This is a genomic window from Shewanella sp. M16, from assembly GCF_018224605.1.
Classification (GTDB): Bacteria; Pseudomonadota; Gammaproteobacteria; order Enterobacterales; family Shewanellaceae; genus Shewanella; species Shewanella oncorhynchi.
Map to the genome: position 1 here is coordinate 39,335 of NZ_JAGTUL010000003.1, position 12,906 is coordinate 52,240.

The 12,906-nt window shown below is 45.6% G+C and carries 12 protein-coding genes; 8 read left to right on the forward strand and 4 right to left on the reverse strand.

Features of this window, described 5'->3' with window-relative positions:
• Positions 1 to 162: 162 nt before the first annotated feature.
• Together uvrD and ubiA are read left to right on the forward strand one after the other, a co-directional pair.
• Positions 163 to 2,331 (forward strand): DNA helicase II, encoded by a 2,169-nt coding sequence (gene uvrD, locus KFE26_RS02685; protein WP_212599585.1) that lies wholly within the window; start codon positions 163 to 165, stop codon positions 2,329 to 2,331.
• Positions 2,332 to 2,469: 138 nt separating this feature from the next.
• Positions 2,470 to 3,330 carry a 4-hydroxybenzoate octaprenyltransferase gene (gene ubiA / locus KFE26_RS02690; RefSeq protein ID WP_212599586.1) on the forward strand — a complete coding sequence of 287 codons (861 nt, stop codon included), beginning with the start codon at positions 2,470 to 2,472 and terminating at the stop codon, positions 3,328 to 3,330.
• A 6-nt stretch (positions 3,331 to 3,336) separates the two neighbouring features.
• Here the strand turns inward: ubiA and torT are convergent, their stop codons facing one another.
• Positions 3,337 to 4,410, reverse strand: coding sequence for a TMAO reductase system periplasmic protein TorT (gene torT, locus KFE26_RS02695; RefSeq protein ID WP_212599587.1), 1,074 nt, complete (start codon positions 4,408 to 4,410; stop codon positions 3,337 to 3,339).
• 332 nt (positions 4,411 to 4,742) lie between these two features.
• On the opposite strand from torT, the gene KFE26_RS02700 reads away from it, so the two are divergent.
• The 4 genes from KFE26_RS02700 to KFE26_RS02715 all read left to right on the forward strand — a co-directional run bounded on the left by KFE26_RS02700 (position 4,743) and on the right by KFE26_RS02715 (position 8,769).
• Entirely contained in the window at positions 4,743 to 5,138 is a 396-nt protein-coding gene (locus tag KFE26_RS02700) for a VOC family protein (RefSeq protein ID WP_212599588.1), read from the forward strand.
• Between the two features lie 34 nt (positions 5,139 to 5,172).
• Positions 5,173 to 6,222, forward strand: a complete 1,050-nt coding sequence (locus tag KFE26_RS02705; RefSeq protein ID WP_212599589.1) for a nitronate monooxygenase family protein — start codon at positions 5,173 to 5,175, stop codon at positions 6,220 to 6,222.
• A 132-nt stretch (positions 6,223 to 6,354) separates the two neighbouring features.
• Positions 6,355 to 7,533, forward strand: coding sequence for a hypothetical protein (locus KFE26_RS02710; RefSeq protein ID WP_212599590.1), 1,179 nt, complete (start codon positions 6,355 to 6,357; stop codon positions 7,531 to 7,533).
• A 153-nt stretch (positions 7,534 to 7,686) separates the two neighbouring features.
• Positions 7,687 to 8,769 carry an AI-2E family transporter gene (locus tag KFE26_RS02715; protein WP_212599591.1) on the forward strand — a complete coding sequence of 361 codons (1,083 nt, stop codon included), beginning with the start codon at positions 7,687 to 7,689 and terminating at the stop codon, positions 8,767 to 8,769.
• Positions 8,770 to 8,780: 11 nt separating this feature from the next.
• Here the strand turns inward: KFE26_RS02715 and KFE26_RS02720 are convergent, their stop codons facing one another.
• Both KFE26_RS02720 and KFE26_RS02725 read right to left on the reverse strand, forming a co-directional pair.
• Entirely contained in the window at positions 8,781 to 9,068 is a 288-nt protein-coding gene (locus KFE26_RS02720) for a helix-hairpin-helix domain-containing protein (protein ID WP_168827746.1), read from the reverse strand.
• Between the two features lie 129 nt (positions 9,069 to 9,197).
• The gene (locus KFE26_RS02725; protein WP_212599592.1) at positions 9,198 to 11,258 is read right to left on the reverse strand and encodes a prolyl oligopeptidase family serine peptidase; all 2,061 of its coding nucleotides are present in this window, start codon (positions 11,256 to 11,258) and stop codon (positions 9,198 to 9,200) included.
• Positions 11,259 to 11,416: 158 nt separating this feature from the next.
• Between KFE26_RS02725 and KFE26_RS02730 the strand changes: the two genes are divergently transcribed.
• Both KFE26_RS02730 and KFE26_RS02735 read left to right on the forward strand, forming a co-directional pair.
• Entirely contained in the window at positions 11,417 to 11,935 is a 519-nt protein-coding gene (locus KFE26_RS02730) for a DUF2975 domain-containing protein (RefSeq protein WP_063883683.1), read from the forward strand.
• A gap of 2 nt (positions 11,936 to 11,937) precedes the next feature.
• On the forward strand, positions 11,938 to 12,156 hold the full coding sequence (locus KFE26_RS02735) for a helix-turn-helix domain-containing protein (protein WP_063883682.1): 219 nt from the start codon (positions 11,938 to 11,940) through the stop codon (positions 12,154 to 12,156).
• A 73-nt stretch (positions 12,157 to 12,229) separates the two neighbouring features.
• Here KFE26_RS02735 and KFE26_RS02740 read toward each other — a convergent pair whose 3' ends face one another.
• Positions 12,230 to 12,808: a nucleoside triphosphate pyrophosphohydrolase family protein gene (locus KFE26_RS02740; protein ID WP_212599593.1), complete on the reverse strand. Its 579-nt coding sequence runs from the start codon at positions 12,806 to 12,808 to the stop codon at positions 12,230 to 12,232.
• Between the last annotated feature and the right edge of the window lie 98 nt (positions 12,809 to 12,906).

A 12,906-nucleotide genomic window follows, 5' to 3' on the forward strand; every position in this document is an offset into this window, starting at 1 on the left:
CAAGCATTGCGTGAATGACAGTGCTTAATCAATGTAGTTCGACATCAGTGCAAATCAAGGTGCGGCAACTTGTCATTCGTCTTGTGGCTCTTGTCTTGTGGATCAAACGCGCAGGCGGGTTTTCTTCTGTTATAATGCCTCCTCGATTTTTTGGAGGCGAGAATGGACGTATCTTCTTTACTAGACGGCCTGAATGATAAGCAGCGCGAGGCTGTCGCGGCACCGCAATCTAGCATGTTAGTGTTGGCGGGCGCGGGCAGTGGTAAAACTCGGGTGTTGACCCACCGCATTGCGTGGCTGATGCAGGTCGAACAGCAGAGTCCTTACTCGATTCTTGCGGTGACGTTTACCAATAAAGCTGCGGCTGAGATGCGCGAGCGAGTTGAAAAAGTCGCTGGCACCAATATGGGCCGCATGTGGATTGGCACTTTCCACGGCTTGGCGCATCGCTTATTACGCACTCACTTCCAAGATGCGGGTTTACCGCAAAGCTTCCAAATTCTTGATTCTGACGATCAAGTACGTTTGATCAAACGTATTCTTAAAAGCCTGAATTTGGATGAGAAACAATATCCTCCACGCCAAGCTCAGGGTTATATCAATGGTAAAAAAGACCAAGGATTACGCCCTAAACATATCGATGCGGGCGGTTTTCCGCTTGAGCAAAATCTGTTAAAAATCTATCAGGTTTACCAAGAGTCTTGTGACCGCGCGGGTTTAGTCGATTTTGCCGAAATCCTATTACGTGCCCATGAGTTATGGCTCAATAAACCGCACTTGTTGGCCCATTATCAAGACAGATTTAAGCATATTTTGGTGGACGAGTTCCAAGATACCAACGCGATCCAATATGCGTGGATCCGCGTGCTTGCCGGTCAAACTGCCAATGTGATGATAGTCGGTGATGACGACCAATCGATTTACGGTTGGCGTGGTGCTCAGGTTGAAAACCTACATCAATTCTTAAAAGATTTTCCGACGGCGACCACGATTCGCCTCGAACAAAACTATCGCTCTAAGGGCAATATTCTTAAAGCGTCCAACGCCTTGATCGCCAACAACCCAGAGCGTATGGGCAAAGAGTTATGGACGGATGAAGCCGATGGCGATCCGATTTCGCTCTATTGCGCCTTTAATGAAATGGACGAGGCGCGCTTTATCGTCGGTCGAATTAATGATTGGCACGAAAAGGGCGGCAACCTCAGTGATTGTGCGATTTTATATCGTTCTAACGCTCAATCGCGGGTATTGGAAGAAGCCTTATTACACAAAGGCTTAGCCTATCGAATCTACGGCGGTTTACGCTTCTTCGAACGCCAAGAAATTAAAGATGCCATGGGTTACCTGCGGCTGATTAATAACAAAGACGACGATGCTGCGTTTGAGCGTGTAGTGAACACGCCGCCCCGTGGCATTGGTGATCGCACTTTGGATATTTTACGCTCCACTGCGCGCCAGCATGAATTAACCCTGTGGCAGGCGAGTGTACGTCTGCTCGACGAGAAAGTGCTTGCGGGCCGCGCGGCAAATTCTGTGCGTGGTTTCATGGACTTAATCATGACACTGCGTGAAGACACCCAAGATATGGTGCTGTATCGCATGGCCGATACAGTGATCCAAGCGTCTGGCCTTAAGGCCATGTATGAAGCCGAAAAGGGTGAAAAAGCCCACGCTAGAATCGAAAACTTAGAAGAACTCGTCACGGCGGCGCGTACTTTTGAGCTACCAGAAGAGCTGGAGGACATGGGCGAACTTAACGGTTTCCTATCCCACGCGGCGCTCGAAGCAGGTGAAGGCCAAGCCGATGCCTTTACCGATGCGGTGCAGCTAATGACACTGCATTCTGCCAAAGGGCTAGAGTTCACTATGGTGTTCATGGCGGGGGTCGAAGAAGGGATCTTCCCGAGTAAAATGGCGCTCGAAGAGGGCGATAGACTTGATGAAGAACGCCGCCTCTGTTATGTGGGCATGACCCGCGCCATGGAAAAACTCTACATTACCTATGCGGAATCGCGGCGCATTTATGGCCGCGAAGATTACGCGCGGCCGTCGCGTTTTATCAAAGAGATCCCGCCGCAATATGTGGATGAAATTCGTCTTAAGGCACAGGTTTCAACGCCGATGGCGAATAATCGTTTTAGCGCCCCAAAATCGGCTGCGACAAACGATACGGGTTTTAACGTCGGCCAACGAGTCAATCACCCTAAATTTGGTGAAGGTAAAGTGACCAACTTTGAGGGCAGCGGTGCCCAAGGGCGAGTACAAGTGAGCTTTACTGACTTTGGCAGCAAGTGGTTAGTGGTGGCTTACGCTCGGTTAGAGGCGCTTTAATACCAGCCCTGAACGCGATGAATGTCAGCTTTTTATGACACGCTTTCAGGGCGTAAATTCGCATCGGGAGAAGCATGGGTATATGATGCTAATCCTGAAACCGAGTGGAAACTTGAGGGTATTGGGAGTACCTAGTTAATGAATTTAAAGCAGAAGTGGGATGTGTATTCCCGTCTTACTCGAATCGACCGTCCCATAGGTACGCTATTGCTGATGTGGCCATGCTTGATGGCGCTGATGTTAGCGGCGGGTGGTATGCCCGATCTTAAGGTATTGATCATCTTTATTATTGGCGTGGTGATCATGCGTGCCTGTGGCTGCATTATTAACGACTATGCCGATCGCGATCTCGACTCTTTTGTGGAACGCACTAAATCTCGGCCGCTGGCCAGTGGCGAAATCAGCACTAAAGAAGCCTTGATACTGTTTATCGTTTTAGGTTTATCTGCTTTTGGTTTAGTCTTATTACTCAATGGATTAGTGGTTAAATTATCCGTTGTTGGTATTATCCTCACTATCATTTATCCCTTCACTAAACGCATCACCAATATGCCGCAGATGTTTCTAGGCGTGGTGTGGAGTTGGTCTATCCCTATGGCTTACGCCGCGCAGACGGGTGAAGTACCCATCGAGGCTTGGTGGTTATTTGCGGCCAATTGGTTTTGGACTGTCGCCTACGATACCATGTATGCCATGGTCGATAGGGATGATGATTTAAAGGTGGGCATTAAATCCACTGCAATTTTGTTCGGTAAATACGACCGCCAAATCATAGGTTTATTTCAGCTTGCTGCGCTGGCTTGTTTTATCGCCGCCGGTTGGAGCGCCGATCGTGGTTTACTCTATGGCCTAGGTTTACTGACTTTTGTCGGTTTTAGTACTTACCAGCAAATGCTGATCTTTGACCGCGAACGAGCCCCTTGTTTTAAAGCCTTCCTCAATAACAATTGGGCAGGACTCGCATTATTTGTTGGGCTGGGCGCCGATTATTTAGTTTAGTGAGCATCATTTTTGTTGTGGAAGATCCTGATGGATCATCCACTGATTCTGTGGCGCTAATATTTGTTCTAAATCAATCTGGTGGATGTTGTCTTGGGAGATAACCTTGATAACAGGGCTTACTCTGTGGGGATAAGGCGCACCTTCGAGTGCGCGTATTGCGAGATCGATGGCAATCCGAGCCTGCAATACTGGTGAGTCGCTGACCGTCGCGAGTAACTGTTTTTTCTGCACTAATTCTATGGTCTGTGCATTCGAGTAGAATGCGATGACTTTTCCCGTTTTATTCCTACGCCCGTCTAAATAGCGCGCCGCGAAAGTGGCGGCAACTGCATTGGCGATCACATAATCTACACTTTGTTTAGTAAGCACTTTTCGCACTAAATCAGCTTGAATAAATAACTCCGTAGTGCCAAACCCTCCTTCAATCGTGTCGAACTCTTGTTTGGCTGCCGCCCGCCTAAATCCTTGTTCCGCCGCCATAACCCAAGAGGCATCCTTAGGCCCTGGAAACCAAGCAACTTTAAGTTTCGCAGGCGCTTTATCGACAGGGTCTCGTTGCTGCGATGCAATATACTCAATCGCCGCCGCAGACATATCTTCAAAGCTGACTAAGGAGCGACTCGTGAGTTTGTCGGTCGCGATACCATTCACTAAATCAATAACAGGAATACCCGCAGCAGAGAGTTGTTCGATATCCGCAATCAGTCCGTCAGCCGTATTTGCAGCAATAATATAGGCTTGAGCTTTGAGGGCTTGGCAATCATAGAGTTGTTGTTTTTGTTGCTCAATATTGTCATATCCTCCAGCATCATAAATGCCGAGAGTTACACCTTGGCGCTCGGCTTCCTGCGATAACCCAAAGGCGACGCCCCACCAATATTGGTCTTTACCATGGGGAAGTAAGGCACAGATCCGCCATGGTTTATTGGCTTGAGTGAGTGGTGTGTATGCCGTTTTTTTGCCATCAGCAATCACATCGGCGGGATACCAAGTTGCCTGCACTGCAAAGGCGAAACTATAGAGGATTAAGGTGAGGCAAATCCTGAGGGAGTAAGCGAAGAATGCAGTAAAGTGCATAGGATCATCATGTTAAGTTAACAATAGATTAAGCATAGATGAATGATCCATAGTTGCTAAGTCGATGCTAAATAAAGCTGATTTATTCTTAATAACCAGTGCCATGAAGTGTTATGGCACTTTTATGATGGGCTGCAGAGTGGTTGAAATTGTAGGGGCGTATTACATTAGCAGGCTTTACGCTTTGACTTGTTCACTGAATGCTTAAGTTTACATTTCACGCTTAAGGCTTAATTGCCACAGCTGGTTTTTGCTATAGTGCTTAGTCTATAGTCATTGGCTTATAGTGGTTTTTTATGATCAATTTCATGCTTAGGTAACAAGGAATCGTTATGTTTATTCCGTCAGGATTTGCACGGGTTAGCCCGTATATGATGATCGCTGATGCTGATAGTTTAGTGGTTTTTTTACAGCAAGCCTTTGATGCTAAAGCGCTACATATTTCCCGTCGGGCTGATGGCAAAATAGCTAATGCACAGATGCAAATCGGCGACTGTTTATTTATGTTGAGTGAGGCGAGTGAAGCTTTTCCGCCTATGCCCGCATCCTATTATTTATATGTGGAAAATGCCGATAAAACGGTGGCTCAGGCACTCGCCGCTGCGGGTGAATTAGTGATGGAAGTGGCGAATATGCCCTATGGCGATCGCCAAGGTGGAGTGCGGGATCCCGTGGGCAATCTGTGGTGGATCTCCCAGCGTTTAGCCGCAGGGCCATATCAGGATTGAGCATCAAGTGATAACAAGTCAAAGGAGGTGATGTATGCCGTGCAAGTTAACCCGATTATTTGGAATCGAATTACCGATTATTCAAGCGCCGATGGCGGGTGTTCAGGGCAGTGCCTTAGCGATAGCTGTGTCGCAAGCGGGTGCGTTGGGATCTTTGCCCTGCGCCATGTTATCCCTCGAAGCCTTAGATACCGCTTTGACACATATTCGCACCCAGACGACTAAGCCCATCAATGTAAACTTCTTTTGTCATCACGAACCTGAACCGCAAGCAGCGAAACAAGCCGCATGGCTTAATCAACTCGCGCCTTATTTTTCTGAGTTGGGTGTCAATCCTGATAGCCAAACCGTGGGGGCACAACGCGCGCCATATACCAGCACCCAGGCTGCAGTGTTAGCTAAATTTAAACCTGAGGTGGTGAGTTTTCATTTTGGCTTACCGAATGAAGATTTGTTGCTGGAGATAAAGTCTTGGGGTTCAAAAATCATTTCGACAGCGACAACTGTAGAAGAAGCCCTATGGCTTGAAGCGCGTGGTGCGGATGCCATTATTGCGCAGGGTTTAGAGGCTGGAGGTCACAGGGGGCATTTTTTATCCGATGATTTAACCGAGCAATTAGGCACTTTTAGTCTATTGCCGCAAATCATTGCCGCCGTTGATATTCCTGTTATTGCAGCGGGTGGCATAGTCGATGCAAAGACAGTGCGCGCCGCTATGGCGATGGGCGCCTCGGCGGTGCAAGTGGGGACGGCATACTTACTCTGTCCCGAATGTACCACCAGTGATATTCACCGTGCCGCCCTGCAAAGTGAGGCCGCGCAGCATACGGCTCTGACTAACTTATTCACTGGTCTACCCGCCCGTGGAATTATGAATCGTTTTATGGCAGAGCTTGGCCCCATCAATAATGCCGCACCGGATTTTCCGCTCGCCTCAAGTGCCGTCGCAGTATTGCGAAGCGCCGCTGAACAACAAGGATTTGGTGATTTTAGCCCACTTTGGTGCGGCCAAAATGCAACAGGTTGTCAGGCTATTCCCGCCGCAGAGCTGACGAGGCAATTGGCGTTAGGTTTGATGGTCTAATGATCAGTTTGAGCGTTTTTAAGCCAGCATTGTATTCATGGTTTTATCCATCATGTTATTGATAAGCCAAGCTACTTTTTTGGGTTTTCATTATCGCATAGGCTTGGCTAGATCAACTGACAAGGATGTTAAATGCTAAAAATTCGACTAAGACGCCCAGCTAAATATCGAATTTATTTTCTCATTTTGATGATTATTGTGTATTGGCTTGGGTTTAATTTACTGCCAGAACAGTTAACGCAAACAAGTGAGCAGTTGCCCTTGGCACTCGTCAGTGCGCTATATTTTGTGTTGTTACCTCTGCTCTATTGGTATTGGATTATCAAAATTGGTGCGCAAAAAAGCTGGAGAATATTGGTTATTCTAAGTTTGAGCAGCCTAATGGCTCGCCTCAGCTACCCTCCTCAAATTGCAGAGTATTTCGAGTTTGTCGCTTGGCTGCGTTTCCCTATTATTGCGATATTGTTGCTCATCGAATTGTACTTGATGGTGAGTATTATTAAGGGATTGTGGCAGGCGAGGAAGGCTTTAGGCGATCCAAGATTAGCGATCATTGCTCAGTATGCTGAAACAGTGGAGCAAGAGAAAGGTGATGAGGCGAATGAACTTAGAACACTTAACATTAAGGGTGCATCAAACACTGATTTGCCAAAGAATCAAATGCTTGACGATAAAAAGCTGACCTTAGGTTTAATACTCGCCACTGAACCCGCGAGCTGGTATTACGCTATTCCTTATTTTTCCCGTCGCCACCCTTTATCCATTACGCCGCTTAAGTTGCTCAGTGCCCAGCCTTGGCATGCATTAGTCATCATAATATGTTTAATAGCGGCTTCGATAGTGAGTTACACACTAGTCGATAATGTGAGTCATATTGCTGCCGTATTCGTTTCTGGTTTGATCTTGTATTCAGTGGTATTAATTGCTGCCAATTACCGTATCAGTCGTTATTACTCCCTGTATCAAAGGGAAGGTAAGCTCATTATCAATAATGGTATCTGGGGTTTTATGTCGATCGATTTAACCCAGATAAGTGAACTGAAATTGGGAACATTTTTGACTCATTTACAGCCACTGCAAATGGGGGGGAAATCGGTAGGTGATTCAACTGCAATCAATGCACCAGAAATCTTGACGATAGGACGGGGTGATACCGCGAATGTGCAGCTGATTTTTAAGCTGCCCCAAACTTATTATGGTGGCATGGGACAATTGCCTGAGTCGTTGACAGTGATCAACTTAGTCGTGGATGAACCTCAAGTGTTAGCTGATGCATTGGGCATACTCCAAAATTACAAAAAAGTTTCTTAGAATAGATTTATAACCATGAAATTACATGCTAATTAGATGATTTATCGACCAATCTGAGTTAGTCTGCTTAGCGTTTATAAGAGTGTATTTGCGCGCTCAATGTGGCGTATAGCCTATTGTTTAATCATCTAAGTTTTTGGGAGCCGTACCACTATGACGCCGATTTTCAGTAATGCCGCTATTGGTCGTAGTTTGTTGGTTTTGCTCTTGTGTGCTGGCGTATTCTTTTTTATCGATTTTTTAGTGCCCGCCTTAGCTGCATTGATTGTGTGTTTTTCAAGTTGGCCTCTCTATCAAAAACTATTGGCAAAATGCGGTGGTCGCTCGGCGTTGGCGGCAACCATTGCCCTATGTTGTATTGTGCTCGGGCTGATTATTCCGCTTGTGTTTGTATTTTCCTATGCGTTACAAGAGATTAGAACTTGGGTTGATTGGTTGGTGTTTACTAACCAATACGGTTCGCCCGTGCCCTTGTGGATCAAAGATTTACCTTGGATGGGTGAATGGTTAACCCTGCAATGGCAGCAGTTTATTGGTGAACCCCATGAATTAGGCCAAATTATCAGTGCCATTAGTGGCCAGAATTTGAGTGGCATTTCCCGTTGGGTGCTTCAATTGGGTTGGAATACTTTAGGGTTGTTATTGACCTTACTTTTTATGCTGATCACTTTGTTTTTCCTCTATAAAGATGGTCCGCAAGTGGCTAAACAGTTGGATATCGTGGGTGAGCGAGTGCTGCCTGCTCGCTGGCATAGTTTTTCCCGTGTGGTGCCTGCAACAGTCAGTTCTACCGTGATAGGTATGACGCTTATCGCAATTGGTGAGGGCATAGTGCTGGGGATTGCCTATTGGATTGCGGGTGTACCTTCAGCCGTGGCTTTTGGGGTGTTAACCGCCTTTATGGCCTTGGTTCCCGGCGGCGCGCCAACCATGTTTACCTTGATTTCACTCTATCTTGTCGGCACTGGCGATATGACGGCGGGGGTCGGCTTGTTTCTTTGGGGCAGCATAGAGTTGTTTATTGTTGATAAAACCCTGCGGCCCAATCTTGTCGGTGGGCCGATTAAATTGCCTTTCTTACCGACTTTTTTCGGTCTGATCGGCGGCGTAAAAACCATGGGTTTTGTCGGTTTGTTTGTTGGTCCAGTATTGATGGCCCTGCTGGTGGCCATTTGGCGTGAGTGGTTAAGGGAAGAGCCCGAAACGATACCATTGGATAAACAGGCAGATAGATAGTCGCTAAAGCTTCATTTCTCTAAGGTATTTTTGCGCTCATCGGTGTAAAACCACCAAGGTTTAGGATCTTCACCTGCCATAAAACGGGTGATGGAGATAAACACATCGAGCATACAGGGGTCGTGTCTCTGGCCCGTTTTGTCGCACAGCGTTTGATACAGCTCGTAGGGGTTTCTATCTAACAGCTGCTCAGGCTTATCTATGCCAAGCAAACGTAAATCCGCCGCACAGGCTTTGCCAATATTGGGTAAATCAGTCAATTGCTTAACCTCGGCACGCACGACTTTTGCTGGATTCATTTTTATCTCTTGGGGTGTAGTCATACTTGATAGATTAGTCTATTGGCCCACAGTTAACCGCGTTAACCTGTTAAGATATTTCGCCTTCCTTGGCAAAATTGGTGTAGCACTTCTAACGCTTTATTAAGGTTACAGTTTTTCTATATCAACATTTAAGCTATTAAGATGTTCAAGCAAAGCTGGATTGACATTATTATCCACTTTTCCGCCTAAGTACTTACCAAAGAAACGTTCAGTCGCAATTATCGAGGCGAGCTTGTTGGCACGTTTGATAAATCCATGACCTTCATCTTTGGCGAGTAAGTATTCAACGGGTAACGATTTTTGGTACATCTTTTTCGCAATATTATCTGATTCAACTTGAGTCACTCGCGGATCATTCGCTCCTTGGATAAGCATCAGCGGTGCTCTTATGTTATCGACAAAATTAATTGGGGAGCGGTTCTCCATATCTTGTTTTTGTTCAGGAATTAACGGGTCTCCCACTGATTCAAACCATTGACCTAAATAGGGGCGCCAGTAATCGGGGAAAGACGCCATTAGCGTGACTAAGCTTGACGGCCCCACATAGGCGATCACGGCTTGGTAAAGATCTGGGGTAAAAGTCGCGCCGGATAAAGCCGCATAACCACCGTAAGATGCGCCAAAGATCCCCAAGCGATTTTTATCCGCAATCCCTTGTTCAACCAAGTAATTGGCACCATCAGTCAGGTCATCTTGCATACTGCCAGTGCCCCAATTGTTATTGCCTAAGTTGAGGAAGTGTTTGCCAAATCCTGTCGATGCGCGAAAGTTTGGCTGTAACACGGCATAACCACGGTTGGCATAGAACTGAGCAATCGCATGGAAGTAACCAGAGTCTAGCGCCCAGTAGTCCCGAGCCCAAGGGCCGCCATGGGGCAGAATGATGGTGGGTAAATTGCGCTGGTTTCCCTTTGGTAATGTCAAATAAGCCTGAATTTTTACACCATCCCTTGCGGTATAGACTAGGGATTGTCTTGGTGATAGCAGTTCTGGTTGTATACTTGGAGGAATATCCGCGAGTAAGTGGATATCACCATTAATGGCATTGTATTGGTAATCTAAGCTCGATGCCCTATCGCTCGCGACGTTGATCTGCCAGAGATTATTTTTCTCGTTACGTTCGGTAATGGTTATTTCAACATCTTGATTAAAATGCTTATTGATCACATCCCAGTGCTTAGCAAACTCAGTATCAAGTGGATAGGTTCTTAAGCGACCGCCGTAATAGGAAATGGCTAAAGGTTCACCAGCATCGTTAAACAATACCTGATAAACATCCGCTTCATCCTTAGGATCTTTATGTAAGGTTTCATATTTTCCCGTCATAAGATCAACTTTGAGCAGTTGTTGTTTATCCCGCTCACCGATGTTGGCACTGATATAGGCGAGTTTTTTCGCATCGTTTACTTTTAAGATATCAATGCTTTCACCCTTAGCTGTGTGGATTATTTTACGCCAAGTGCCATCAATGAGTGTGTAGAGGCTATAGCTGTTATCTAGATTAGTGCTACTGCCAATAACGGGATGCCCTTGTTTGTTAAACTTCATTTGCACTAAGTTTAAGTGGTTTTCAAAAATAGGCGTTAGCTTGGCATCATGGGTGTTGAGCCAATAGATATCCATCCGACTCGATTCATCGTGGTTCGCCATCACAACCAGCTGCTCAGGGTTATCCTTGGGCTGTTCCATGACGCTGTATTTCACCTTGTCATTGTGCGTCAGTTGCTGCTCTTTTGGATCTATTTTGCCTTGGGGAGTTTCAAAGCTGAGTTTAAAAATTTGGGTGTTTTCATTTCCCCCTTTATCTTTCATAAAAAAGAGTTCGTTACTGTTTGATGACCATTCAAATTCTTTAATGGGTTCAATGGACTGCGTTAAGAGTGTCGCACTTGCAAGATCGCTTTTATCCGCCATTACATAAATATTGCTCGCACCTTGGTATTCCTTTGTGAAGGCTAACCATTTACCGTCGGCGGACATTTTTAAATGGTGAATATTTTGCTCATTGAAAAAATCTTCGATGGGAATGAGCGGCACTTGGGCTTGCTGGCTGTTAAGCCTATCCGTATTGGCTTTTTGCTCAGTGGTTGAGGCTGAACAGCTTGCGAGTAGCATAGCGGCAATAGCAGCACTGCATAACTGGCTTGTGAAGGAGGATAATCGCATTGTTGTAACCTTGAGTTGTTAGAAGTGACATCATGTTAATACGAAAATTAATTATCGTAAAACAATAAAATTATATTTCTTTGCAATATATTTTACCGAACGAGTATACTAGCCAAGGTTAAAGAGCACTGGGATTGGATTAAATTTAGGATTGAGTGATGAATAAAAACATAGAAAAGTTAATAAAAATCAGTGCATTTTTCCGGTGGGTGATTTTGTTGGCCGCTACGATTGTGGTGGTGTATCTGGGTTATAGCTACTTAGTCCATGATGAGATACGTTTTGGATCGAATAATGGATTGTTCCAAGCGCTATGGGTATCGCCTGATGCGAGTCAAACCCTGTTGCTGTTAATGTTAAGTCCATTGTTTATCACGTTTTTACTGGGTGTTTATTGGCTGCAAAAATTATTAGCCTACTATCAAGACGGCTTGTTTTTTAGCGACGAAAGTATGCATTGTTATCTGTGGTTGGTTTGGCTTAAGGTTGCCGCCTTAGTGATAGAGATACTGCAAACCTTAGGCGTAGGTTACTATCATAAGTCGCTTTTTGAGGATACCCGTATCGACTTGGCGCTCGATTTTGGCAATATCACCACGATTTTATTGATGTTGCTGATTGTTTATTTGCTTAAAGCTGCCCGAGATTTTGAGGCAGAAAACAAAGAGTTTGTGTAATTTTGGACATTATCGTTAATTTAGACGTCATGATGGCGATACGGAAGGTGAGTTCTAAGGAGCTTGCCAAAGCGGTTGGCATTACCGAAGCGAATTTATCCCTGCTAAAACGCGGCAAGGTGAAAGGCGTGCGTTTTGAAACACTGGCGAGTATTTGTGAGTACCTGTCGTGCCAGCCTGGGGATATTTTAGAATATCGTAAGAGTGATACATCGGACTGAGTTCTGCCGTTTTAGCCTTGTTCAACGCATCCTAGGACGCACTTAGTTAAGTGCTATCCTAGGCTTGCCGTGGTTAGGCTTTAACCAGTGTTGTCAGATCCGCTGGGCGATAGTAAACCGATTTTAGTACCTTGCCTTGGCGAACCACTTTACCTGCCATTTCCACATCTTTAGCGCATTTGGCTATGATGAAATCACCTTGCTGACTACCGACAATTTCAACACCTTGTTTGGCATAGAAGGCAATGGTCTCGGCCAGTTCTTGCTCGTTACGGCACACTTTACTCATATTGCTCGAGTGGACTTCATCCCAGCAGCGAATAAAGTCGATTTCACGGTTTTGAGCCACGCAAAGCAATAAGTCAATCAGGTAACTGATTTCGAGTCTGTCGGTCATGGCCTGTGCGCCTAAATGCACCAAACGCCCCATTAACACATATACAGAATCGACTATGGCATCGGCCTGTTCGATACGGCTATCGGCTTCTGCAAGTTCAGTTAACTCCTCAATAATCAGTGAAGTATGTAAGGTATCGGCCTTGTCATCTAAAGAATCAACATCATTAACGGGCAAGTCGAAGGTGCTACGAAACTCACTGATATCACGATATAAGTGGTCATAAATAGGTTGAGTTAAGCGGGTGAGTTTCATCTGATTTGCCTTGAAATAAAGAGTTTGGCGGCAATTTTAAAGAAATGCGTCGCAGAATACAAAGATGGGGTAGAGATAAAAATACCCGCAGCCAAATC

What these genes read in the sequence shown, in the direction of transcription:
- KFE26_RS02715 (WP_212599591.1), top strand. Translation starts at nt 7,687, where the DNA reads ATGACGCCGATTTTCAGTAATGCCGCTATTGGTCGTAGTTTGTTGGTT.
- KFE26_RS02710 (WP_212599590.1), top strand. Translation starts at nt 6,355, where the DNA reads ATGCTAAAAATTCGACTAAGACGCCCAGCTAAATATCGAATTTATTTT.
- KFE26_RS02740 (WP_212599593.1), bottom strand. Translation starts at nt 12,808, where the DNA reads ATGAAACTCACCCGCTTAACTCAACCTATTTATGACCACTTATATCGT.
- uvrD (WP_212599585.1), top strand. Translation starts at nt 163, where the DNA reads ATGGACGTATCTTCTTTACTAGACGGCCTGAATGATAAGCAGCGCGAG.
- KFE26_RS02725 (WP_212599592.1), bottom strand. Translation starts at nt 11,258, where the DNA reads ATGCGATTATCCTCCTTCACAAGCCAGTTATGCAGTGCTGCTATTGCC.
- KFE26_RS02720 (WP_168827746.1), bottom strand. Translation starts at nt 9,068, where the DNA reads ATGAATCCAGCAAAAGTCGTGCGTGCCGAGGTTAAGCAATTGACTGAT.
- torT (WP_212599587.1), bottom strand. Translation starts at nt 4,410, where the DNA reads ATGCACTTTACTGCATTCTTCGCTTACTCCCTCAGGATTTGCCTCACC.
- KFE26_RS02730 (WP_063883683.1), top strand. Translation starts at nt 11,417, where the DNA reads ATGAATAAAAACATAGAAAAGTTAATAAAAATCAGTGCATTTTTCCGG.
- KFE26_RS02700 (WP_212599588.1), top strand. Translation starts at nt 4,743, where the DNA reads ATGTTTATTCCGTCAGGATTTGCACGGGTTAGCCCGTATATGATGATC.
- ubiA (WP_212599586.1), top strand. Translation starts at nt 2,470, where the DNA reads ATGAATTTAAAGCAGAAGTGGGATGTGTATTCCCGTCTTACTCGAATC.
- KFE26_RS02705 (WP_212599589.1), top strand. Translation starts at nt 5,173, where the DNA reads ATGCCGTGCAAGTTAACCCGATTATTTGGAATCGAATTACCGATTATT.